The 24370-nt window shown below is 59.7% G+C and carries 21 protein-coding genes; 16 read left to right on the plus strand and 5 right to left on the minus strand.

Going from position 1 to position 24370, the window contains the following annotated elements:
• The first annotated feature begins 76 nt into the window (after positions 1-76).
• The 8 genes from C934_RS0120090 (at position 77) to C934_RS0120125 (ending at position 9985) form a co-directional block, all read left to right on the plus strand.
• Positions 77-988, plus strand: coding sequence for a LysR family transcriptional regulator (locus C934_RS0120090; protein WP_018858419.1), 912 nt, complete (start codon positions 77-79; stop codon positions 986-988).
• Positions 989-1058: 70 nt separating this feature from the next.
• Positions 1059-2084: a hydroxyacid dehydrogenase gene (locus tag C934_RS0120095; RefSeq protein WP_018858420.1), complete on the plus strand. Its 1026-nt coding sequence runs from the start codon at positions 1059-1061 to the stop codon at positions 2082-2084.
• Positions 2085-2199: 115 nt separating this feature from the next.
• Positions 2200-4338, plus strand: coding sequence for a methylmalonyl-CoA mutase (gene scpA / locus C934_RS0120100; RefSeq protein ID WP_018858421.1), 2139 nt, complete (start codon positions 2200-2202; stop codon positions 4336-4338).
• Positions 4339-4588: 250 nt separating this feature from the next.
• The gene (locus C934_RS0120105; RefSeq protein WP_018858422.1) at positions 4589-5746 is read left to right on the plus strand and encodes a Gfo/Idh/MocA family protein; all 1158 of its coding nucleotides are present in this window, start codon (positions 4589-4591) and stop codon (positions 5744-5746) included.
• Positions 5747-5759: 13 nt separating this feature from the next.
• The gene (locus C934_RS0120110; RefSeq protein WP_018858423.1) at positions 5760-6644 is read left to right on the plus strand and encodes a carbohydrate ABC transporter permease; all 885 of its coding nucleotides are present in this window, start codon (positions 5760-5762) and stop codon (positions 6642-6644) included.
• The gene (locus tag C934_RS0120115) at positions 6641-7501 is read left to right on the plus strand and encodes a carbohydrate ABC transporter permease (RefSeq protein ID WP_018858424.1); all 861 of its coding nucleotides are present in this window, start codon (positions 6641-6643) and stop codon (positions 7499-7501) included. The genes C934_RS0120110 and C934_RS0120115 overlap by 4 nt, the downstream gene beginning before the upstream one ends.
• A 61-nt stretch (positions 7502-7562) precedes the next feature.
• The gene (locus C934_RS0120120; protein WP_442965928.1) at positions 7563-8765 is read left to right on the plus strand and encodes an extracellular solute-binding protein; all 1203 of its coding nucleotides are present in this window, start codon (positions 7563-7565) and stop codon (positions 8763-8765) included.
• A gap of 86 nt (positions 8766-8851) precedes the next feature.
• Positions 8852-9985 (plus strand): ABC transporter ATP-binding protein, encoded by a 1134-nt coding sequence (locus C934_RS0120125; RefSeq protein WP_018858426.1) that lies wholly within the window; start codon positions 8852-8854, stop codon positions 9983-9985.
• Positions 9986-10012: 27 nt separating this feature from the next.
• On the opposite strand, the gene C934_RS0120130 is transcribed toward C934_RS0120125, so the two are convergent.
• Positions 10013-10309 carry a hypothetical protein gene (locus tag C934_RS0120130; RefSeq protein ID WP_026371954.1) on the minus strand — a complete coding sequence of 99 codons (297 nt, stop codon included), beginning with the start codon at positions 10307-10309 and terminating at the stop codon, positions 10013-10015.
• 442 nt (positions 10310-10751) lie between these two features.
• Here C934_RS0120130 and C934_RS0120135 point away from each other — a divergent pair, with 442 nt between their 5' ends.
• Together C934_RS0120135 and C934_RS0120140 are read left to right on the plus strand one after the other, a co-directional pair.
• Positions 10752-11507: a hypothetical protein gene (locus C934_RS0120135; protein WP_018858428.1), complete on the plus strand. Its 756-nt coding sequence runs from the start codon at positions 10752-10754 to the stop codon at positions 11505-11507.
• A gap of 102 nt (positions 11508-11609) precedes the next feature.
• Positions 11610-12626 carry a hypothetical protein gene (locus C934_RS0120140; protein ID WP_018858429.1) on the plus strand — a complete coding sequence of 339 codons (1017 nt, stop codon included), beginning with the start codon at positions 11610-11612 and terminating at the stop codon, positions 12624-12626.
• Between the two features lie 330 nt (positions 12627-12956).
• Here the strand turns inward: C934_RS0120140 and C934_RS0120145 are convergent, their stop codons facing one another.
• From C934_RS0120145 to C934_RS0120155, 3 genes are read right to left on the minus strand one after another with little or no spacing between them, the layout of a single operon-like run.
• Positions 12957-14057 (minus strand): D-TA family PLP-dependent enzyme, encoded by a 1101-nt coding sequence (locus C934_RS0120145; protein ID WP_018858430.1) that lies wholly within the window; start codon positions 14055-14057, stop codon positions 12957-12959.
• A gap of 16 nt (positions 14058-14073) precedes the next feature.
• Positions 14074-15534 (minus strand): M81 family metallopeptidase, encoded by a 1461-nt coding sequence (locus C934_RS0120150; RefSeq protein WP_018858431.1) that lies wholly within the window; start codon positions 15532-15534, stop codon positions 14074-14076.
• 19 nt (positions 15535-15553) lie between these two features.
• A complete protein-coding gene (locus C934_RS0120155; RefSeq protein WP_018858432.1) occupies positions 15554-16039 on the minus strand; it encodes a hypothetical protein in 486 nt (161 codons plus the stop codon).
• Positions 16040-16151: 112 nt separating this feature from the next.
• On the opposite strand from C934_RS0120155, the gene C934_RS0120160 reads away from it, so the two are divergent.
• The 6 genes from C934_RS0120160 (at position 16152) to C934_RS0120185 (ending at position 22911) form a co-directional block, all read left to right on the plus strand.
• A complete protein-coding gene (locus tag C934_RS0120160) occupies positions 16152-16541 on the plus strand; it encodes a RidA family protein (RefSeq protein ID WP_018858433.1) in 390 nt (129 codons plus the stop codon).
• Positions 16542-16563: 22 nt separating this feature from the next.
• Positions 16564-17427, plus strand: coding sequence for a MurR/RpiR family transcriptional regulator (locus C934_RS0120165; protein WP_018858434.1), 864 nt, complete (start codon positions 16564-16566; stop codon positions 17425-17427).
• A gap of 27 nt (positions 17428-17454) precedes the next feature.
• Positions 17455-18231: an SDR family oxidoreductase gene (locus C934_RS0120170; RefSeq protein ID WP_018858435.1), complete on the plus strand. Its 777-nt coding sequence runs from the start codon at positions 17455-17457 to the stop codon at positions 18229-18231.
• A gap of 25 nt (positions 18232-18256) precedes the next feature.
• Complete coding sequence (locus tag C934_RS0120175; protein ID WP_018858436.1) at positions 18257-20176, plus strand: beta-N-acetylhexosaminidase; 1920 nt, start codon at positions 18257-18259, stop codon at positions 20174-20176.
• 9 nt (positions 20177-20185) lie between these two features.
• Positions 20186-21622: a M81 family metallopeptidase gene (locus C934_RS0120180; protein WP_018858437.1), complete on the plus strand. Its 1437-nt coding sequence runs from the start codon at positions 20186-20188 to the stop codon at positions 21620-21622.
• 89 nt (positions 21623-21711) lie between these two features.
• A complete protein-coding gene (locus tag C934_RS0120185; RefSeq protein ID WP_018858438.1) occupies positions 21712-22911 on the plus strand; it encodes an MFS transporter in 1200 nt (399 codons plus the stop codon).
• A gap of 92 nt (positions 22912-23003) precedes the next feature.
• Here C934_RS0120185 and C934_RS0120190 read toward each other — a convergent pair whose 3' ends face one another.
• Positions 23004-24329, minus strand: coding sequence for an extracellular solute-binding protein (locus C934_RS0120190; protein ID WP_018858439.1), 1326 nt, complete (start codon positions 24327-24329; stop codon positions 23004-23006).
• Positions 24330-24370 lie beyond the last annotated feature (41 nt).

Raw genomic sequence — 24370 nt, forward strand, 5'->3', positions numbered from 1 at the left:
CGTAATTGCTGGACAGTAAAGCGCTTCCGACCTAGACTGCTGCATAAGGCTTATGTCGAAAATGTATGGGGGACGAATGGACATCGTATCTGCGCTGAGAGCCTTTCTAAGGGTTGCGGAGACGGGCTCGTTTTCTGCAGCGGCGATCGACCTTGACCTGACACAGCCGGCGGTCTCCCGGCAGGTCTCCGCTCTGGAAGGACATCTCAACACTCGCCTGCTGCATCGTAGTACGAATGCGCTTGCCCTGACGGTCGAGGGCGAGCAGATGATTGCGATGGCCCTGAAGGTGGTCGAAGCGGTGGACGCGCTCAACGAAGCGACCTGTGCCGAGGCCACCACGGTATCCGGTCGGGTGCGGCTCACCCTGCCCGCGCCGCTTGGTCTTTATGTCAGCGAGCGTCTTGCCGGTCTGCTCGACCGCCATGCCGGGCTTTCTGTCGAGTTGATTTTTCGCGAGGAGCCGTCCGACCTGATCGGCGATGGCATCGACCTTGAAGTGCGCCTCGGTCCCGTCTCTGACTGCAATCTGATGTGCCGGCGGATTGGATGGACGACCGCCTTTCTCGTTGCAGCACCGAGCTATGTCGAACGACGAAGCATGCCCGAAACGCCCGACGACGTCGGCGGCCATGACTGCATCTGCTACAGCCGCGCCGGAGATTTGCGGTCGTGGACATTTTCCAATGGTTCCGACGAGACTTCGGTGCGCATCGCGCCACGCCTGATTGCCAACAATGCGGTCGCGGTGCATCGCGCGGTACTGGCCGGGGGCGGTCTTGCTGTGCTCTCGCACATCCTCGCCTGCCCCGACATCGAGGCCGGCAGGCTGATAAACGTGATGCCCGATTTTCCTCCGGCACGCCTGCCGATCAACATCGTCTACCCATCGCGCAAGAACCTGCCGTTGCGGGTCCGCACAGTTCTTGATTTCCTGGTACAGACGGTCAGGGAAGACCCTTTGATGGTATCCTCACTCGGACCTTGAGCGTTTCCTGGCGCACAAGGGACTTGCGAAAGCCGCGCGCATTTTCATTCTGGAGGCAAGGGGAGGAACCATGAGTCGCAATATCATTCTTGTCGATCCGTTGCCGCGAACGCTCGATCTCATCATGACGCCGGATGTTCGCCGCCGTCTTGAGCAACTCGGAGATGTCGTCGTCTCCGAAGATCGGCAAATGCCGGCTGACCAGGTGGAAGCCCTGTTGCCGGATACGGTGCTGATCTTCGGTCAGACCGACATGCCGAAGGAGCGGCTGGATCGCGCGCCGAGGCTAAAGGCGATTATCAATGTCGAGTCGAACTTCCTGCCGAACATCGACTACCAGGCCTGTGTCGAGCGGGGCATCTGGGTGATCACCCCTGCATCGGCCTTCGCCTCACCCGTTGCCGAAGCTGCACTCGGCATGGCGATCGATCTTGCCCGCGGTATCACCATGGCTGATCGGCAGTTTCGAGCCGGTGTCGAAGACTATGGCCTTGCGGGAAACGAAGGGACGTTTCGCTTCGCCGGCGCACCGGTCGGCCTGGTCGGCTTTGGTGATCTCGGTCGCCAATTGCGCGAGCTTGTCCGGCCGTTTCGCAATACGGTGCGCGTCTTTGATCCTTGGTTGCCGGCCGAGATCATCGAGCGGCTCGACTGCATGCCGGCATCGCTGGATGAGGTACTCAGCCAAAGCCGTGTCGTCTTCGTCTTTGCCAGTGTGACAAGCGAGAACGAAGGGTTCATCGGCCGGAGGGAGTTTGCGCTCATGCAGCCCGGCTCCGCCTTCCTGCTGATGAGCCGCGCAGCAGTCGTCGACTTTCCGGCAATGCTCGAAGCGGTGGGTTCTGGCCATATCCGTGCCGCCACCGATGTCTTCCCCGACGAGCCTGTCGCCCCCGACGATCCCGTTCGCAAGGTGGAAGGGCTGTTGCTGTCGGCACATCGCACCGGCGGCACACGTGACGCCTTCTACGCGCTTGGCTCGATGGCTGTCGCCGATGCAGAGCTCATCATGAAAGGCTTGCCGCCACAGCTTTGCAGAAGGGCGGATCCGGCAACTGCAAGTCGGTTGCGCTCCAAACCGGTCAGCGTTTCCTGACAAGCTCGGATGTCGAAGGGGCAAGACATTCGCGAACAAATTATCCTAAGGCTCTATCGCGCCGCAGGCGGTTAAAGTGCTAGCCTGCGGCAAAAGAAGAATGCCGGAGGACAGGATGACGAAGAAAACGCTTGGCGACTGGCAGGCTCTTGCCGAAAAAGAGCTGAAGGCCTCGCCCGAGACGCTCGTCTGGCACACGCCCGAGGGGATAGACGTCAAGCCGCTCTATACCGAAGGCGACATAAAGGGTGCCGAGCATCTCGGGTCATTCCCGGGCTTTGCACCCTTTACCCGGGGGCCGCGTGCCACCATGTATGCTGGCCGCCCCTGGACGATCCGGCAATATGCCGGTTTTTCCACCGCAGAGGCCTCCAACGCTTTCTACCGCAAGGCGCTCGCTGCCGGCCAGCAGGGCGTTTCCGTGGCCTTCGATCTTGCAACCCACCGCGGCTATGACAGCGATCATCCGCGCGTCGTCGGCGATGTCGGCAAGGCAGGAGTTGCGATCGACAGCGTCGAGGACATGAAGATCCTGTTCGATGGCATCCCGCTGGAGAAAATCTCGGTCTCCATGACGATGAACGGCGCCGTCATTCCGATACTTGCGAGCTTCATTGTGGCTGGCGAGGAACAGGGTGTGTCCCGGGCCGAGCTTTCGGGGACGATACAGAACGACATCCTCAAGGAGTTCATGGTTCGCAACACCTATATATATCCGCCGGAGCCCTCGATGCGGATCGTTGCGGATATTATCGAATACACGGCAAGGGAGATGCCGAAGTTCAACTCCATTTCGATCTCCGGCTATCATATGCAGGAGGCCGGCGCCACACTGGTTCAGGAGCTCGCCTTCACGCTTGCCGACGGGCGCGAATATGTTCGTGCCGCGCTCGCCAAGGGATTGAACGTCGATGATTTTGCCGGCCGCCTCTCCTTCTTCTTCGCCATCGGCATGAACTTCTTCATGGAAGCGGCGAAGCTGCGTGCTGCGCGCCTGCTCTGGACGCGCATCATGGAGGAGTTCGAGCCCAGGAAACCGTCCTCCCTCATGCTGCGCACGCATTGCCAGACATCCGGCGTCTCGCTGCAGGAGCAGGATCCCTACAACAACATCATCCGCACCGCCTTCGAGGCAATGTCGGCGGTTCTGGGAGGCACGCAGTCGCTCCACACCAATTCCTTCGACGAGGCAATCGCCTTGCCGACGGAATTTTCTGCGCGCATTGCCCGCAACACGCAGCTCATTCTTCAGCATGAGACGGGCGTGACCAATGTCGTTGATCCGCTTGCGGGCTCCTACTATGTCGAAAGCCTGACAAAGGCGCTTGCCGACAAGGCCTGGGCCTTGATCGAGGAGGTCGAGGCGCTCGGTGGCATGACCAGGGCGGTGAACGAGGGATTGCCCAAGCGGCTCATCGAGGAAGCGGCGACGCGACGCCAGGCGGCGGTCGACAAGGGCGAAGAGGTCATCGTCGGCGTCAACAAATATCGTCTCGACACGGAAGAAGAGCTCGAGATCCTGGCGATCGACAATGCAGCCGTGCGCACCGCCCAGATTGCGCGGATCGAAGACACGAAACGCCGCCGCGATGGCGTTACAGTACAAGCGGCCCTCAAGGCGCTCGAGGAGGTCGCAAACAGCGGCAATGGGAACCTGCTTGCGGCAGCCATCGAAGCGGCGCGCGCGCGGGCAACGGTTGGCGAGATCTCCGATGCCATGCGTCGGGCCTTCGGGGACCATGCAGCCGAGCCAGAGGTCATCAGGGACGTCTATGGTCAAGCCTATCGCGACGAGCCTGAGCTGGCAGTACTGAAGGACCGCATGGTCGAAGTCGGCAAGGTCCTCGGTCACAGGCCGAGAATCATGGTTGCCAAGCTTGGTCAGGACGGTCATGACCGCGGCGCCAAGGTGATCGCCTCGGCGTTTGGCGATATTGGCTTTGATGTGCTGGCAGGGCCCCTCTTTCAGACGCCAAAGGAAGCCGCCGACCTCGCGGTCGCCAGCAAGGTACACGTGGTTGGCATGTCGTCGCTGGCGGCTGGCCACAAGACACTGGCACCGCAACTGATTGACGAACTCAAGGCACAGGGCGCCGGCGATGTCATCGTCGTGGTGGGAGGGGTCGTTCCGCGGCAGGATTACCAGTACCTGATGGACCACGGGGTTGCGGCGGTCTTCGGCCCGGGCACGAACGTTCTCGATGCCGCAAATTCCGTGCTCGATCTGCTCGAGGGCAAACGGCGAAACCGCTAGATCCAGGCAGCGCGACGACGGCGTATTTCGCCGTTGCCGGGCCTTCACGCAAGCTCGCAGGCCATCCTTCGGCGTTTGCGCGCGGCGAGAACGGGCGTTCATGCCCGATTGAAGGCGATTGAAGCTGGGAAATGGGCGGTTATGAAAATTAATTTCATGCTTGCAACTTTTCGCGGGATTCGTGTTGACGAGTTCGAAATTTTGTCCCAACTTGACGAAAATAAATTACGTGAATGGGAACGAGAAGAGCATGAAAGTGGGAATTATCGGGCTAGGTTTCAGGCTCGGCTACCTTGGCTACGTCTTCAAGTCCGTTGATGAAAGCTTCGAGATCGTGGGTTACGTCGACCCCGATCCGGCAGGTCTTCCGGGTCTTGTCGAAAAAGGCATCTCTGCCGGCACGGCCTATACTTCCCCTGAGGAGCTGATCGCCAAGGAAAAGCTCGATCTCCTGATGATCGGTTCGCCCAACCACATGCATCTCGATCATATCAGGCTGGGTCTTGAAAGTGGCCTGAAGGTCTTCTGCGAAAAGCCGATCGTCACGACGGTCGCCGAGAGCATTGAGCTCGCCCGTCTGATGGCGAAGTTCGGTCATGAGCGCCTGATGGTTGGTCTCGTCCTTCGCTATTCGCCCCTCTACAAGGACCTTCGCGCCATTCAGGCCGCAGGCAAGCTTGGACAGATCGTTTCGATCGAGGCCTCGGAGCATATCGAGCCCTACCACGGCGCTTTCTTCATGCGCGATTGGCGTCGCTACGAGCGTTATTCGGGCAGCTTCATGCTGGAAAAGTGCTGCCACGACCTTGATCTCTACAACGGCGTCGTCGGCGCTCGTCCGGAGCGCGTTGCAAGCTTCGGCGGCCGCAAGAGCTTCATTCCGGCCAACGATCCCGCACGCGAAGGCATCAACGACCTGGAGCTTTTTCACCGCAAGCCGAGCGGCTGGATGGGGTCCGACAAGGTTTTCGACAGTGACGGCGACATCATCGACTATCAGGTGGCGATCGTCGAATATGCCAATGGCGTCGGCATGAATTTCCATACCAACCTCAACGTTCCCGACCAGTTCCGCCGTTTTGCCATCATGGGATCGCGCGGCATGGCGGAGGGCGATTTCGTCCGCGGCTATCTCGACGTCCATGAGCAGTTGACGGGCAAGAAGGTGATTGAGAACAAGTACGTGGCGACCGAGCTTTCGCAGCATTACGGTGCCGACGAACAGATGGCAGCCGACCTCCTCGACAGCGTGCGCACCGGCACCGAGCTTCCCGTCTCGACCCTAAACGCGCTGGAAGCCGGCATCCTTGCCCTATCGATGGACGAGGCAAGGATGAAAAAGGCGGTGATCGATCTGCGCCCGATTTGGGAGAGGTTCGACGAAGCCCTGCACGCAAGAGCGGCTTGAGGAGGGCGGCAAGATGAGCGTCCAACGCAACGCAGTCATCTTTGCCTGGATACTTCTCCTTCCGGCAGTCCTCTATGTCGCAGTGATCGTCGCCTATCCGCTGGTCGACACATTCATCCTCTCCTTCACCGATGCGTCGCTGAAGAAGACGACGAACTGGGTCGGCTGGGTGAACTATAGCAAGATCTTCAATGCTACCTTCGCCGAAGTCATCATTCGCACCTTCATCTGGACGTTCTTTTCCGTCTCCATCAAGATGATCATCGGTGTGTTCGGCGCAACGATGCTGAATTCTGCAGTTCCCGGCAGGGCGCTCTTCCGCGTCCTGACCATGCCGCCATGGATTGTCCCAATGGCGATCGGCATCTTCATGTGGGGCTGGATGTACAACGGCCAGTTCGGGATGATTTCCGGCATGCTGCAGCGCTTCGGGCTGGTAGACGCGCCGGTCGCATTTCTCGCGCAGGGGTCCACGGCGTTCTGGGCGACGATCATCACCGATGTCTGGATCGGCGTTCCGCTGGTCACGCTTTATATGCTCGCGGCCATGCAGGCGATTCCGCAGGATCTCTATGAGGCCGCCTGGACCGACGGGGCCGGCCGTTTCTATCGCTTCCGGCGCATTACCCTGCCACTGATCGTCCCGTCGATGATCACCATGTCGATGCTGTCGCTGATCGCTACGTTCAACTCATTCGACATCATCTGGATCCTGACGCGTGGCGGCCCGAGCGGCGAAACGACGACGATGATCATCGACACCTATAAAACCGCGATCGGCTCGAACAAATACGGGGAAGGCGCCGCGCGCGCCGTGCTGATCTGCATCTTCCTGTCGATTTTCTGCGTCTGCTACTTCCGCGTGACCAGCCGCCTTACTTCCGGAGACAAGCGATGAAACAGCCGCATCTGCTGATCCATCGGTACAAATGGTATGAGATCATCGGCATCTATGCCGGCATCCTGGTGTTCCTTACCTTCGTGCTTGCGCCCTTCGTCGAGGGCTTCCTGGTATCGCTGAAGCCGCTCAGCCAGCTCTTTTCATCGCCTTACCGGTTCATCCCCGAGAACGGTTCGTTCGAGGCCTATCGGACCATGTGGGTAAGCGTGCCGGGCTTTGCGCGCTACATCTTCAATTCCTTCTTTATCTCGACCATCGTCACCGCCGTTGTCCTGGTGCTCGTCATCCCTGCCTCCTATGCGTTCGCGCGGTTTGAATTCAAAGGCGCCGGGCTGCTGCTCGGCGCGTTCCTGGCCGTCAACATGTTTTCGGGCGCGGTGCTGCTCATCCCGCTCTTCCGGCTGATGCGAACGCTCGGCCTGCTGAATACCTATTTCGCCATCATGGTTCCCGGAGTTGCCTTCCTGATCCCTTCGGCGATCTGGCTGCTCAGAACCTACATGATGCGCATTCCGCGGGAGCTGGACGAAGCCGCATTCGTCGACGGCGCCAGCCATTTCTATACCCTGCGCCGGGTCATCCTGCCAATCGCCATGCCGGGCATCATGGTAGTTGCGATCACCACCTTCATCGGCTCCTATGCCCAGCAGTTCATCTTCGCGCTCACCTTCAATTCCAAGAGTGAATTTGCGCCCTTGCCGGTCGGACTCTTCGCCTATTTCGGCCGCCAGGAAGTCGTGTGGAATGAACTGATGGCTGCAAGTTTCGTCGGCATTGCGCCGGCCATGATCGTGATTTTCTTCCTTCAACGGTATCTCGTCAGCGGTCTGACCGCGGGCGCGGTGAAACAGTAAGTCAACCACCAGAGAAAAAACGGGAGCTAACAACGTGACAATTCAATTCAAGACCGGGCTGATGGCCCTTGCCCTGCTCGGCTCTACCGCGCTCGGCGCAATGACCGCGCACGCCGCTGACAAGGAGATCAGCTGGATCTATTGCGGCGACAAGATCGATCCGATCCACGAGAAATACATCAAGGAATGGGAAGGCAAGAACGCAGGCTGGAAGGTCACGCCTGAGGTTGTCGGCTGGGAACAGTGCCAGGACAAGGCCACGACGCTGGCTGCTGCCGGCACTCCGGTCGGCATGGCCTATGTCGGTTCGCGTACGCTGAAGGAATTCGCCCAGAACGATCTGATCGTTCCGGTGCCGATGACCGACGACGAGAAGAAGAGCTACTACCCGAACATCGTCGACACCGTCACCTTCGACAACAACCAGTGGGGCGTGCCGGTCGCCTTCTCGACCAAGGCACTCTACTGGAACAAGGACATCTTCAAGCAGGCCGGCCTCGACCCGGAGAACCCGCCGAAGACTTGGGCTGAGGAAATAGCCGCCGCCAAGCAGATCAAGGAAAAGACCGGCATTGCAGGCTACGGCCTCCCGGCGAAGACCTTCGACAACACCATGCATCAGTTCATGCATTGGGTTTACACCAACAACGGCAAGGTGATCGACGGCGATAAGATCGTCATGGACAGCCCGGAAGTCCTGGCCGCCCTGCAGGCCTACAAGGACATCACGCCCTACTCCGTCGAAGGCGCAACCGCCTACGAGCAGAACGAAATCCGCGCCATCTTCCTCGATGGCAAGGTCGGCATGATCCAGGCAGGTTCGGGTGCTGCTGCCCGCCTGAAGGACACCAAGATCAACTGGGGCGTCGCACCGCTGCCGCTCGGCCCGTCGGCCAAGGGTGAAGGCACGCTGCTCATCACCGACAGCCTGGCGGTCTTCAAGGGTACGGGTGTGGAAGACAAGGCGATCGAATTCGCCAAGTTCATCACCTCGCCGGGCCCGCAAGGCGAATACGAACTTCAGGGTGGTGCCGGCCTGACGCCGCTGCGTCCGTCGCCGAAGGTCGATGAGTTCGTCAAGGCTGATCCGTCGTGGAAGCCGTTCATCGACGGTATCACTTTCGGCGGTCCTGAGCCGCTCTTCACCGACTACAAGGGCTTCCAGAATTCGATGATCGAAATGGTACAGTCTGTCGTGACGGGCAAGGCCGAGCCGGCCGATGCTCTCAAGAAGGCTGCTGGCGAGATCGAAGCGTTCAAGTAAGCCTTTGTCGGGATCGCGGGCGCAACAACCGCGATCCCTTTGACTATCGCATACAGTGCCGCAGCGGCGGTGACCGGAGACAAGTTTTGGGACAGCTTCTTCTCAACAAGGTTCAGAAGTTCTACGGCGACTTCGAGGTTCTCAAGGGTGTTCAGCTTGAGGTGAGGAACGGCGAGTTCGTAGTTTTCGTCGGGCCATCAGGCTGCGGCAAATCCACCTTGCTGCGCATGATTGCCGGCCTGGACGCAACCTCCGGCGGCGACATCGTCATCGACGGGCTGAGGGTCAACGACCTGCCGCCGGTCAAGCGCGGCATCGCCATGGTGTTCCAGTCCTACGCGCTCTACCCCCACATGAGCGTTTTCGAAAACATTGCCTTCCCACTGCGCGTGGAAAAAATGGAAGAGCAGAAGCTGAAGGCCAAGGTCGAGCATGCCGCGCGCATCCTCCACCTGGATCAGCGCCTGCAACAGAAGCCGGGGATGCTTTCAGGAGGACAGCGCCAGCGCGTCGCGATCGGCCGCGCGATCGTGCGTGAACCGAAGATATTCCTGTTTGACGAACCACTCTCCAACCTCGACGCTGCCTTGCGCGCCGACATGCGCATCGAGCTTGCCAAACTGCACCGCCAGCTGAAGGCGACGATGATTTATGTCACGCACGACCAGATCGAGGCGATGACCATGGCGGACCGGATTGTGGTTTTGAACGCCGGCGAGATCGCCCAGACCGGCGCCCCGCTGGAACTCTACCACAAGCCTGCCAACATCTTTGTTGCCGCCTTCATCGGCAATCCCAAGATGAACTTCTTGCCCGTCACCTGCACAGGTATCAGCGATGCCGGCATCGAAATCGACTACAAAGGACAGAAGGCGGTGATCCCTGTCACGCCAAGAGGCGGCGCTATTGGCAAACAGCTGACCTTGGGCGTGCGTCCGGAGCATATCCAGATCGGGTCTGGCGACATCGCCTTCACCGTTACGCCGTCTGTCATCGAGCGCCTTGGCGCCCAGACGGTCGCCTATGCGTCGCTCGACGGCGAAAGCGAGAATTTCTGCGCGACGCTGCATGGGCGCGCCGCTGTTCACCCGGATCAGCCACTCGTCACCGGGATCAACGTTGCCGACTGCCATCTGTTCGATGAGGCGGGCATCGCGTTCGAGCGCCATGTGGAGCTGACGAGTATCGACATGAACCTCCTCAACCCCACGGCTGCGTGATCACCAACCCCGTGCTGGCGCTCCACCTCAGAAGAGTGGATAGAAGAGCCTGTTGGCCGGATAGGAATAAGCCCCCCGGTCCACTACGCCGAATCGATACATGCAGCTTCTCAGAGCTGTAATGTGCCAGGCATTTGTCGGATAGGGTGAGCCGCGATAGTTGGCTTCGGGCAGGCAATAGCGATAGATCCTTTCAAACCGCGAAAGCAGCACGGGATCGGAATCCATCCGTACGCCGTGAAAGGTCTGCCATTGCCAGGGCGGCTCGGCCGCCGATATTGCCAAAAGACTTGCTGCCATTCCCAATGCAACTAAGACTCTCATCGACGTGACCTCCCGCGTGCCTAACGCCCACACAAAAGAAGATGCTTTTCAATCGCGTAAGGTCAAGTGTCCGACACCAAAGGAAGGCGCGGGGTCCGACATCACGGGTCATGTTCCGGGGGGCTTATCAATTTCAGCCAATCGAGAGCGTGCCTCGACCGAGGTGGGCATTCGTCAGGACACCGAGCTCTTCTTGGCACCTGACCACTAACAATTGGCGTCAGCGAGCAAGTCGCTGCGTGCAAGGCATCCCACTTATCCCTTGGCCTCAGTCTGCCGATTTCGACCACGATTGTCGTCGCCTGCTGATGAAGGGAGGATCGAGATGCAGAGCTCGTGTCAGTTCCAATTACAACGACGTACCTCTTCAAATTCCCAGCACATAGTGCCGGGTACGGCAAGGTCGGCGGGCCAAGGCGTCTAGTCAACGAACGGAGATCACATGAAAAGCCATTACAGCCATGTCGGAAAGATAGATCGCGAATACGCGGCCGGTGCCAAGGGCATGGTGGAGCGCGACGTTCACGACGGTTTGCGAACCTCGCCAAGAACGGCGAGCAACATGTCAGATGCCGAGATCGTCTGTCGAAAGATTTATGAAGAAACCCGCTCCTGTTACGACAAACTCAAGCCGGCTCTCGGATCGGCAGCGTTGGGCTTCCGAATTCTCTATGGTCCGCCGATGGTGCGCGCGCCGTACATGTTCCTGGGTTTTCAGCCCGGCGGGCGGCAAGACGAGAGCCATGAAGGTCAGCATGACGGTTGGCCGGATCAATCATGGCATGCAAATGCGTCGTCACCCCTGGCGAACCATCTTCGAGCCGTATTCGGGATCGAGACGATGGAGCACACTGGGCTCAACATGGTCTTTTTTCGCGCTCCCAATATGAAAGCTTGGGATTGTATCCCGTCGAAGCTAAAGCACGAACTGGAGCAATTTAGTCTCGAACGAGCGCAGAGGGTTGTTGAAGCGTTGCAGCCCCAGCACTTGGTCGTGATTGGCCTGCGAACCTTCAAGCAGCTAACAAACACAAACGGCGAAACCGCCTTGCTAGGGCAGCGTGGCAATCGCCTTGCTGTGAACGGAGAATTCAGGGGTATCCCCACATCTGGTATCGTCCACCTGAGCGGTGCCCGCGTTAGCCGTCAAGACCGCGAAAGGCTCAAAGAGCATTTCAATCCAACAATTTCAAGCTGATCCGCGATTGGTGCCGCCGTCCGTCGAAGGCAGTGGAAGCAACAAGCACGGAGTTCAGACCCTGGGGGTAATCACTCCAGGATGTGGCAAGGGATAGAACGGATGATTGACTGGTTCGAAAAGCTCACGGGATTCAGGGAGACCGGCTACGAGGAAACCCGTGCACGACTTAAGGTCGTTGACGGGAGACTGCACTCGCGGGTCAATGGCGCGAGCTATGCGACAGGCGACCTTGAACTGATTTCCCTTGAGAAGCTCCGCGAGAAGGCAAAGCTTGGAGTCGGTTTGCCCGGTCGGATCCGAACAAATGTGGTGACCGGTGACGTGCGGAGCATGCACCGGTCCTTCGAAAATGCCGGCGCATTATTCCAAGTGGCATCACAGTTCAACTTGCTCGAGATGGTGTCGCCAGAGGTGACGCCGGAACAGGGCGTTACCCGATATCAAACCGACCATACTCAAGGGCCAGCTTGCGCCATTGCAGCGGGTGCAGCGACCATCTACCGGAATTATTTCGTTCCTTTCGAGGGCCGCGAAGGCCAGACCGCCGGGAGGCAACTCGACGGGCTCGCAGACCTTGGCGCGGCATTGAGCAGTAGGACTAAACTGCCTATCAGCGATCTTTGGAGGATGAAAAACGGTTACGCGCTGTGCAACAAGGAGGGACTCGATGCAATCACGCGGCATCTTAGATCGCTTGCTCCGGACGAGATCGACATTCTGCGTGGGAAGCTTCGCATTGGGTTGCACAGAGATGTGGAAGCCACGGAAGTGGAGGGGCCGAAACGGCCGCGTGTCTCACAGGCGCTCTGCTCGGCGCTCCCCGTTGCTTATTGTCGCGTAGCGCCCCCTTTTTGGGAGTTATTCGGATCGCTAGTCCTGGAGGCTGCATATGAGGCCACTATGTGGGCTGCGGTTTTGAACGCGCAACGCGGCGTTTCGAACGTCGTCTTCCTGACGCTTCTCGGCGGCAGCGCCTTCGGCAATCCCAGCAATTGGATCCACGCCGCGATACGGCGAGCCCTTTATTTGATGAAGGCGTTCGACCTAGATGTGAAGCTTGTAACCTACGGGACACCCTCGAAGGAGATTCAGGCTATCTCTCAAGAGTTCTGCTGACCGTGATTTTCGCCGGGCGACTTTAGCATCCATGCAATCGGCAAATCCGCCCTCGAAACAGCTATGTTATCTGCCATGCCTTGGATGTAACCCATGCACTCTGCAAGCCGCCTCCTCGCTCCGGCCCTAGTCCTCATACATCTTTCTCTTTCACAGAGCTTTTTGGCGGTCTGGACACCACCGGTCACGCCGAGGATCTGACACCTGGAGCCGCAAAGCTATTGATCTAGCCTTTGCCGCGGCCGCGAGCTCACTTGTCTGCGCGCACCAAGGTGGTTGCCAGCACAAACCTCCACACGTCCGCGGCGGATAAGAAAGCACCCCAGGGGCCTACCAGACAAGACCGCGCGCAGCCACGTCTTCGACACGTGTGACCACGCCGTCACGATGAAACACCATCGTGTCGAAGAGATTGGAGATAACGCAGGTGTGGTTGGGAATGATGCGGATCTTCTCGCCGATCTCAGGACGCTTGCCGCCGCATTTTGAAAGGTCGATGACGCCATGCTCCTCGGAGAGACCAGTAATCACCGCCTCGGGATAGCCGACGACTGTTCCGAAGTCGGAGAAGCCAAGCAGATCGGACGTCAGGGCCTTCGATCCGGCGTCAATGACAGCGCGATCTGCGGTCGGGCGCGACACGACGGTTGCCAGTACATGCATGGCGCAGTCGGCCTCGCTGCAGTGGCCGGCACGGACCATGGAGCGATCGTTGTAGATATAGGTGCCCGCGCGGTGCTCGGTCGCAGCGCTCACGAGATGAGCCTCAAAGAGGCTTGGCGTGCCGCCGTTGCTGACAATCGGACAGGCAATGCCGTCAGCGTTCAAGAGCAGTAGTGCTTTGCCGAGGAAGGCTTGCACAGCCTCGGCGGAGCCGGGCTTCGGGTAGTTGAGGAGGCCGCCGAAGGAAAGGCCCGGCGCGTCGTGAATGCGCTTGGCAAGGTTCTTCGCTTCTTCAGGCGTCTGGACACCGCAGCGCCCGCCACCAGTGTCGCATTCGACAAGAACGGTCAGCGGCTTGCGGGATTGAAAGGTAGAGGACAGGCCGTCGACCGTCACGGCGCTATCGGCAACGACCTTCAGACCCGAGATCCTGTCGTTGAGCGCGCCAAGGCGCTCGAGCTTTTGCGCGCCAAGGATATTGAAGGTGATCAGGATGTCTTCGAAGCCGGCCGCGGCGAACACTTCCGCCTCGCTGATCTTCTGACAATTGATGCCCTTGGCACCTGCCGCGATCTGCTCGGTGGCAAGCGCGGGGATCTTGTGCGTCTTGATGTGCGGACGGAAGTTCAGGCCGTGCCTGTCCATGTAGGCCTGCGTGCGGGCAATGTTTGCCGCCAATCGCTCCTCATCGATGATCGGCCGCGGCGTTGAAAGGTCGGCGACCCTGTCGCCCGGCTTGGCGACGACGGCAAACGAATTTTGCTGCATGTGACGGCTCTCCGCGCTAGCGGCCGTGGGGATCTTCGACCATCGGCCAGATGTTCTTCGGCGCCCGACGATAGGGTGTCTTGGCCGGACTGTTGGGATAAGGCGTTCCGGCAGAGCAGTAAATGATCTCCGCAGCGATTTTGGAGAAGGATGCGTAGAAATGATTGGTCGATTTGATGACCAGGATCTTCCTGGACGTCGGATCGATGCCCATGACCGAGAAAAGGCTTGGGTCGAAGCTCTGGGCGCGCGTCGAATTCAGAATGATATCGATGCCGTCGAGTACGATGTGCGCTGCATCGCCGAATGGCGCAAAGCTCTCGCCGAAGCGCATCTCAGCATTCGTGACGAGCCTCACGACCTTGACGACGCCATCGACCGGGTTGCCGGTGCCGGGTGCGGATTTGGCACCAAAGCGCAGGGGAATTTCGGCCCCCTCGCCCGCCGCCATGCAGATCTGCACTGCCATCGGGTCCCAGATCGTGCCGATCGCAACATCTCTCACACCCCTTGCAAGGAGTTCCTGCAACAGGACGGTGGCATCGCCGGCGGTGCCGCCGCCCGGATTGTCCCAGACGTCGGCGACGACGACCGGCCAGGACGTTGCTGCCACTGCCTGCGTTACGGCCTCGATCTCGTCGATCTGCGGCATGATGAAGGTACCACGCTTCGAAAACAGCTCGAGGCCGAGTTCACGCGCCAGGGCTTCACCCTTCTCCGGCTTGTCGTCGGTGACGACAAGCAGCTTCGTACCCATTTCCGGCACGTCGCCTGCCATGAACCCGTGAATGACCGAGATCGAGAGGATATCAGCGTCCTCCTTCTCGAGCCGCATGATCTTGTCGACAAAGGAGCGCATCGGATCGCGCGAGGTGGGAAAGACATCGATCATCCGGCAGTCGAAGACGGACATGACCGGTTTTGATCGACCCTCCAGCGTCTGGCTGGCAATGCGCCATAAATCCTCCGCGCGATCGACGAAATCGGTGTGCGGGAACTCCTTGAAGTAGACAAAGAAGTCGGCGGCCTGCAGCCTTTTGGCTGTAAGATGACTGTGCGGATCGAGTTCGGCGCAGACAAGGACATCAGGCCCGACAATCGCGCGTACACGCGCCAATATGTCGCCCTCCGTATCCTCGTAGCCGGCTGCGACCATGGCGCCGTGCAGGCCGAGGATAACGGCGTCGACCGGCATCGCGGCCTCAAGCTGGGTCAGCACCTCATCGCGAAGCCCCTCATAGGTCGAGCGGTTCACCAGTCCGGCCGGGTCCGCCCACGCCGCCGTACCCTCGATCAGCTCCCATCCCTTCTCGGCGCAAACACGCCGCCCTACGGTGATTGGCGCCGTGCAGAGGGTCGGGGTTTCCGGGTGCTGCCCTGGAGGCGCATAAAGCGACGCCTCGAATGCGCGCCGATCGACGCAGATCGGGGAAAACGTATTGGTCTCGGTTGCGAGCGCCGCCGTAAAAATGCGCAAGGGTTTGCCTTTGTGTTGATCAGCCCATCGGGTGCGGCAGGTAGCCGGTGAAGCCGCATATCTTCCAGCGGCCTTCATGCAGGCGGCAATAATAGAGGGTCTGCCACTGCATCACATCACGCGTGCCATCGGCCTTGGTAAGGCCGCCATCGAACTTCTTGCGCACCAGCGCCATCTCACCTTCGATCTCGATGTCCTCAAGCGTGGTGGTCGTGAAGATGGCGCTTCGAGTGTCCTCAGAGAAGGACTGTGTTGCAAAGTCTCGTGCCTGACGCAGCCACTCGTCACGGTAGGCCGACAAAGTCGGAAACGCCAGGCGCCACTTGTCGGGGCTGACTTGCTTGCGTCCGTCGATGCCGAGGAAGCCTTCCTCGACGAAATCATGCTCGACCATCGACCAGTCGGCAGCCAGGAATGCGTCGATATCGCGCGCTACCAGCATCTCCCAGATCGAGTGGCGGGCAGCGTCCGAAGCAGGAAACGGATTTTTGAAAGGATCGCGCATTATCTCCCCCGCATTGAAATTCTTTTCATGAATGCTGTTTTTCGCTGGTCAAATTCCGCTTTCTATGGTGACTTGTCAACTTAATACGAAAATAATTTGCAAGGATCGACCAATGTCCATCAAGCGTTATGGCACGGTTCAAAAGGGTGCCGGCGGCAAGTCCCTCCCCTTTGCCCGCGCCGTCGAAGCAGACGGATGGCTCTATGTTTCCGGCCAGGTTGCCATGGACAATGGCGAGATCATTGATGGAAACATCGTCGCGCAGACGCACAAGACGATCGAGAACGTGATCGCGATTCTCAACGAAGCCGGCTACGGCGTCGAGCATGTGGTGCGGTGCGGCGTCTGGCTCGACGACCCTCGCGACTTTTGGACCTTCAACGCCATCTATCAGCAATATTTCGGCGACCACCCGCCGGCGCGCGCCTGCGTCCAGTCATCAATGATGGTCGACTGCAAGGTTGAAATCGACTGCGTCGCGTATAAGCCGAAGGATCAGTAGCGCAAAGGACGGGAGAGCTCGGTTGGACATTTTCTCTACATTGCAGGAAGAGAAGCCCCGGCTTTCGCCCTCGGAAACCCGTATCGCGGATATTCTCCTCAATGACTTCGAGTTCGCGGTGAACGCCTCGATCATCGAGCTTGCCGAAAAGGCTGACGTATCGCCGCCGACGGTCACGCGTTTCTGCCGGCGGCTTGGCTGCGAAAGCTTCTCCGATTTCAAGGTCCAGCTTGCCCGAACAGCCTATGTCGGGATGCGATATCTGAAACCTGAGCCGAAAAGCACCAATCCGGGCGATGTCGCGCAAGATATCATAACAAAGGCCCAGAACGCTCTCTTCCTGCTTCATCGTTCACTTGACCTTGCTGCCATCGAGCTTGCCGCCGAGCGACTTGCACGCGCCGACATGATTTATGCCTTCGGTTCTGGTGGCAATTCATCAATGATTGCCAGTGAATTGCAAAACCGCCTGTTTCGCTTCGGCCTGCATGTCACCGCAAGCTCCGATCACGGCATGCAATTGATGATGGCCGCCGCCGCCAAGCAGAACGACGTGCTGATCGGCTCGTCCTTCACCGGGCGCAACACCGAGCTCGTGCGTGCCTTCGCTCTTGCGCGCGAGTCGAAGGTGACGACGATCGCGCTCACCCAGAGCAATAGCCCGGTCGCGCAAGCAGCCGAAATCGTCGTGCCGATCGATCTGCAAGAGGGCAACAATATCTTCCGGCCCACCTCGACCCGCATCGCCTATCTGGCGGCGGTCGATATTCTCGCCAGCCTCGTCGCCTATGCCATCCAGCCAAAGGCGGCAGTGGCGCTGCGCCGCATCAAGCAGCAGCTCGTTGCCCACCGCGATGGCGATGACCGGCAACTGCTCGGGGACTGACCATTCCATGCCAGAGAGGGGTAGAGAATGACAAAGACGGTAGCAATCGTGACCGGTGCGGCGGGTGATATAGGCCGTGCGATTGCCGAGCGGCTTGCCGAGGATCACGATGCCATCCTGATGGTCGACATCGACCTTGCCGCCGCCGAGACGGCCGCCCATGCGCTGGGCGCGGCCGAACGCTTCATCGCCTGTGGCTGTGATGTAACGAATGAGGCAAGTGTTGCCGAGATGGCGAAGCGTGCCGCGACACTCGGTGCCGTCAGGACGCTGGTCAACAATGCCGGTGCTGCGCGCGCCGTCAGCCTGCACGATACCACTGCGGAAATCTGGCGGATGGACAATGCCCTCAATCTCGAGGCGGCGTTCCTCTGCTTCCGCGCCGTCGAGGGACAGCTCGAAGCGACGAAGGGCTCGGTGGTCAACATTGCATCCGTCAACGGCATGAACGTCTTCGGCCATCCTGCCTATAGCGCGGCGAAAGCCGGACTGCTGCATCTGACCAAACTGATTGCGGTGGAATATGGAAAGCTCGGGATCCGCTCGAATGCGGTTGCGCCCGGCACCGTGCGTACGCAGGCCTGGGAGGCGCGCGCTGCCGCCAATCCCAATGTCTTCGAGGAAGCGCGCCGCTGGTACCCGCTGCAGCGGGTTGTCGATCCCCGGGATGTCGCCAATGCCGTTGCATTTCTGGCTGGCCCGCAGGCCGCCGCCATCACCGGCGTCTGCCTGCCGGTGGACTGCGGCCTGACCGCCGGTCAGGCGGAACTTGCCCGTACCTTTTCGCAATCCGAGCACTACTGAAAGACATAGCAAGAGAGGAACAGATATGACTGTGGCGCCCTACCGCCTGGAAAGTTTGTGGCAGCCGGATGGGGGCCCGAACGGCCGCTTTACCTTCTCCCTTTTCAATCTTTCCGATGTTGCGCTTTCCGGCTTCACGCTGGTCTACACCTCGCTGACGCGTGTCATCGATGCCAAGGCCTGCGAAAATGCCACCTTTGTGCGCCGCAATGCCAATTTTCACGAGTTTGCACCGCCAACCGACTTCGTCCTCGAACCGGGCAAGAGCTGGATTTTCACCGTCAGTGGCCTGCACAGGCCCGCGCGCCACTGCACCGATGGCGCCAAGTCCGCCTATGTGACGCTGGCTGATGGCAAGCATGTCACGGTTGGAGTGTCCGACCTGCTGCTTGAAGGTCGCGTCAATGAACCGCCACCGATGCTTCTCCCGGAAGGCAGGCTCACGCTTCCATTCTCGTTGCAGCCGTGGCCGGCTGAAATCGACGCCAGGCCCGGCGATGGCTTTCCTGTCGTTCTTTATCCCGCCGAAGGATCCTCGGCTGACGACGTGCGGGCCGTCTCAACTGCCCTTTCGCACTTCGGGCGCCTCTTTGAGAGCGACCACGCACCTTTCAATCTCGTGGCCTCGCCGCAGGGCCAGTCCCTGCAGTTTTCGGTTGATCCGACGATAGCTCCGGAAGGCTACAAGCTTGCCTTCTCGCCCGCGGCGATCACGCTATCCTTTGCCGATGCTGCCGGACGACAATACGGGCTGACTTCGCTTTCGCAACTCCTGCGCGGCGCCCGCAGCCATCCACAGACGTTCCGCTTTCCCGTCTCCGGGACAATTTCCGACAAGCCGCGATACGGTTGGCGGGGGTGCCATCTCGACGTTTCACGGCAGTTCTATCCGGTCGCTGATATCAAACGCCTGATCGACATCCTTGCCTGGTTGAAGGTCAACATCTTCCATTGGCATCTGACTGATGATGAGGCATGGCGGCTTGAGATCAAGGCCTATCCGGAACTGACGACGACGGGCGTCTTGCGGGGGCCAGATGAGCCGCTCCTGCCTCAACTCGGCAACAGTGCCGAACCGGTTGGCGGCTTTTATTCCCAGGAGGACGTTCGCGACATTGTCGCTCACGCTGCAAGCTTGAGCGTCGAGATCATCCCCGAAATCGATATTCCGGGCCACAGCACGGCCACATTGACGGCGCTGCCCGATCTGTCCGACGGACAGGAGGCGCCGGACAGCTATCACTCCGTACAGGGCTATCCGAACAACGCGCTCAATCCAGCCGTCCCCGCGACCTACGAATTCCTCGAGAGCGTGCTCGACGAGATGGTCGAGCTTTTCCCCTCCTCCTATCTCCACATCGGTGGTGACGAGGTGGCGAACGGCTCGTGGCTTGCCTCCCCGCTTGCCAAGGCGCTGATGGAGAAGGAAGGGATTTCAGGAACGTTTGCGCTGCAGTCCTATTTCCTCAAGCGCGTGAAGGACATGCTGAGCGCGCGTGGTCGCAAGTTGGCCGGTTGGAACGAAGTGGCCCATGGCGGCGGCGTCGCCGCAGCAGACACGTTGCTGATGGCTTGGGAGAACCCGCAGGTCGGGATTGATCTCGCCAGGCAAGGCTACGAGGTCGTCATGACCCCTGGCCAGGCCTACTATCTCGACATGGTGCAGGCGGAGGCCTTTCAGGAGCCCGGTGCAAGCTGGGCCGGGACAGTGCCGCCGGCCCACACCTATGCCTATGAGGCAGAAGGTGAATTTCCGGAGGAACTGAAGGACAGGATGAAGGGCGTCCAGGCCTGTATCTGGTCGGAACACTTTCTGTCGCGCGGCTATTTCAATCGGCTGGTCTTCCCACGATTGCCGGCAATTGCCGAGGCCGCGTGGACGCCGCGGGCGAGGAAGGACTGGCATCGCTTCGCCGCGATCGTTCCCCTTAGCCCAAAACTGTGAGGGCCGACGATGCGGATTGCGGTTGGCGGAATTCATACGGAATGCAGCACCTATTCGCCGGTGCTGATGGCGGTCGACGATTTTCGCGTCCTGCGTGCGGCCGATCTCCTTGCTTCCGACTATTTCAGTTTTCTCGATGCGGAAGGGGTTGAACATCTCCCGCTACTTCACGCACGCGCCGTGCCCGGTGGCCCGGTTTCCGCTGTTGCATATCAGGCGTTCAAGGCGGAGTTTCTTGATCGATTGAAGGCTGTCCTGCCGGTCGACGGGCTTTACCTTGCAATGCATGGCGCCATGAATGTCGAGGGCATGGAGGATGCCGAAGGCGACTGGATCGCGGCGGCCCGCTCCGTCGTCGGTCCGGACTGCGTGGTCGCTGCAAGCTATGATTTGCATGGCAATGTCAGTCAGAAGATTGTCGACCAACTCGACATATTCGCGGCCTATCGCACCGCACCGCACATCGACGTCAGGGACACAATGGTGCGTGCCTGGTCGATGCTTGTGGACGCCTTGAGATCCGGCAGACGACCCGGTGTAGCCTGGGCACCGGTGCCGGTGCTCTGGCCGGGCGAGCGAACCTCGACCGAGGACGAGCCTGCAAGAAGCCTTTACAAGACGCTGCCCGACATCGACCGGCGCGCCGGCATTCTCGATGCAAATCTGATGATCGGCTATGTCTGGGCGGACGAACCGCGGGCGAGCGCCTGCGCGGTTGTCACAGCGACCGACAGACAGGCGGCGGCACGGGCAGCTGAAGAGATCGCCGCATCCTATTGGAATGCGCGGGAAAACTTTGTTTTTGGGCCGATGACCGGCCCGCTCGAACAGATGCTTGAACTGGCGGAGGAAGCCTCTACAGCGCCTGTGATCCTAGCGGATTCAGCCGACAATCCGACAGGCGGCGGTGTCGGGGATCGCGCTGATGTGCTCAAGGCTTTGCTGGAGCGGCGGTTTGACGGGGCACTGCTTGCCGGCATTACGGATCGGCCGGCTGTCGAGGCGTGCTTTGCCGCCGGCAAGGGCGCAAGGATCGGGCTCGATATCGGTGCGACGCTTGACCCGTCGAGCTCGCCTGTCCACGTGGAAGCAGAGGTTGTCTTCCTCGATGATCCCGGCGCCTTTGACGAGCGTCAGGCGGTGGTACGGACCGGAGGGATTACGGTCGTGCTTGCTGGCCGCCGACGGCCCTATCACAACATCGCCGATTTCAGGCGCCTGGGGCTCGATCCAAAGTCAGTGCGCATGCTGGTGGTAAAGTCGGGCTACCTCTCTCCGGAACTTGCGCCGATCGCCAATCCGAACCTGATGGCGCTGACGGAGGGGGTGGTGAACCAGGACATAGAAGCTCTGGTGAGCAAACGACGAATCCGGCCGGTCTTTCCCTTTGACCGCGACTTTGCCTATACGCCGCAGGCACGCCTTTCGGCGCGCTGGAAAGACTGATTTTTTTCCTGGCAGGTTTCGGCCTCGCGTCGAACCTGTTAAGGCGTCTCGATCCGCATCGCCGGTTGATTTCCTTCCCTCGACCCATCATGACCCGTTTTCTGCCTGACGTATTCCGCAACCCGACAGTTCGGGTCAGCATGCTTGCGATCTTCGCCTTTGGCTTTGCCGGCGCGGCGACCTCGCCGTATCAAGCGGTCATCGCGATCCGCGAGCTTGGCCTGAGCAATGGGCTCTACTCGGCGCTGATCTTTGCTGCAGCAGCCGTCAATGTCACCGTCAGCATCCTGCTCGGCAATCTTGCGGACAGACTTGGTGAGTTCCGCAGGCTGATGCTGTCGGTCGCCGTGTTCGGCATCTTCGGCTATGGCGCGGTCTACGTCTTTCCGGCACAGGCAACCTTTGTCCTCAGTGCGCTGTTGCTGCTGCCGATCTACAACGCGCTCAATTCCCTGCTCTTTGCCAATGTGCGCGCCACCACCAACGGGATGCCACGCGGTGACGTGGCGACGGTAAACTCGGGCGTGAGAGCGATGATTTCACTCTCCTGGGTGCTGGTCCCAGGGTTTGTCGGCATACTCCTGTCGCGGTCAACAAGCATGCTGCCCGCCTATCTCTTCGCAAGCCTTGCCTGCCTGGTGTGCCTCTGCCTGATCGCCGCGTTCCTGCCACGCCAGAGCGGAACCGACAATGCAGCCACGCATCATCTTTCCTATCTTGCTGCACTCGCAGAAGTCATCTCACCTCGCGTCTTCGTCCGCGTGATCGCGGTGGCGCTCATCAGCAGCACCCTTCACGTGAACGGTGCCATCCTGCCACTGATCGTTACGGGCCCCGCACACGGAACGGTCGGCGATATCGGGATCCTGGTTGGCATCGTTGCCCTGCTCGAAGTGATCTTCATCGTCGTCTGGGGCCGTGCCCAACGGATCATGAGCCACGTTACGGCGCTGGCGATCGGCACGATCATCTATGTCGTGTACCTTCTGTTGCTCGGCTTTGCCTTTGCACCATGGCATGTTTACGCCTTGACCTTCATCAGTGGTGTCGGCGCGGCAGCGCTCATCAGCATTCCGATCACCTACCTGCAGGATCTGATCGCCGAGCGGCCGGGCCTTGGCAGTGCGCTGATATCCGTCAACATCTTTGTCAGCGCGGGGCTTAGCGCCCTTCTCTTCGCGATCGGCACTGGCGTCAGCGGCTATTCCGGCACGGCAATTATCGGTGCTGCAGCAGGGCTTTGCGGGCTTTTCCTTCTGCTTTTCTTTGACGGAGACAAACGGCGCTGAGACCGGCCTATCTCCAACCAGCCCCCTTCAACTGCAAATGCCCGCCGCGGACTGCGGCGGGCATTTGCTCTCTTGGCTTGGGAGAATAAGCCTCAGATGTTGGCGAGCAACTCGTTGATGCGCTGTTCCATATCGGTGAGCGCTGCATCGATCTCCTTCTGACCGGTGATCGCAGCACTCATTTCCTGGCCGATAATGTCCTGGATCGCAAACTGGCGCTGGACGGAAGACGGCAGCGGAGTGCCGAGCGTGGCGATTGCCGAAATCGTGTCACGATGCGGCAGAGCCTTGAACTGATCGGAAGCCAGAACCGCCTTCACAGCTGGCAGGTGGCCGGTCCGCGACCAGTCGAAGTCGTTGTCGTGGAAGAACTTCAGGAACTTGCCGATGGCAGCTGTCTGCTCGTCGCTGCGATCCTTCTGCGACACTGCCCAGCTGTGGCCGTCGGCATATTGCGCCTTCTTGCCCGGGAAGAGCTGCGGATAGGGATAAACGGCATAGCCGCCGGCGTTCAGCGCGGTACCTGCCTTTTCGGAGGATGCCGTATAGTCGCCGATGACCCAGGTGCCGTTCAGGTGAACGCCGCCCTCGCCTGCGAGGAAGGCGTTGATGCCGGCCGCATAGTCGAGATCCTTGGTGGTATAGCCGTTGTCGTAGATCGCCTTGTACATCTCGAGGACTTTCTTGGCCTCGGGCGTATTGATCTTCACCTGCTTCGGATCGGCAAAGAAGTTCGAATCCTGCTGGAACAGGTAGGTATAAAGATTGCGGGTATAAAGCGCGACTTCGTTCGCCAGGTTCTGGACAAAGTATGGCTTGCCGGTCTTTTCCTTGAACTGCTTGGCCTGAGCCATGAGTTCATCAACGCTGGTCGGCAACTTCGGCGTGCCGTCGGCATTGAGAAGATCGGCCTTTTTGAAAAGGTCCAAGTTGATGTGGTACAGCATGGTCCAGTTGTCGATCGGCAGACCGTAGATCTTGCCGTCCTTGGTCACGCCGTTCAAGCTGGCATCGGTGAAGTCGGAAGACGCAACGCCAACGGACTTCAGGACGTCGTCCAGCGGCATCAGCAGGCCCTTGGACTGATAGTCAGCCAGTACCGACTGGTGGATCGTAACGATATCCGGCGGGTCGCCGGCAGCGAACTGTGCCGTCAGCTGGTCATAACCCGGCCATTCCACGGTCGTCACCGTCACATGCACATCCGGATTGTCCGCGTTGAACTTGTTGATAAGCGAGGTGATGATACCGCATTCCCCGACAGCCTTGCTGACATCGGTATTGGTGCCGAAGTCGGCATCGCACGCGCCGAAAAAGCGCTGAACCGTCAGTTCGGTGGCGGCAAAAGCAGGGCTTGCGCCGGCAAGGGCAATCACCGAGGCCGCCGCAAGCATGTATTTTCTGAAAGTATGCGTCATTCCAACTCCTCCTCTTTGGGGTTCCCCACCCCTTGACTGAG

Source organism: Rhizobium sp. 42MFCr.1, from assembly GCF_000377185.1.
Lineage (GTDB): Bacteria > Pseudomonadota > Alphaproteobacteria > Rhizobiales > Rhizobiaceae > Rhizobium > Rhizobium altiplani.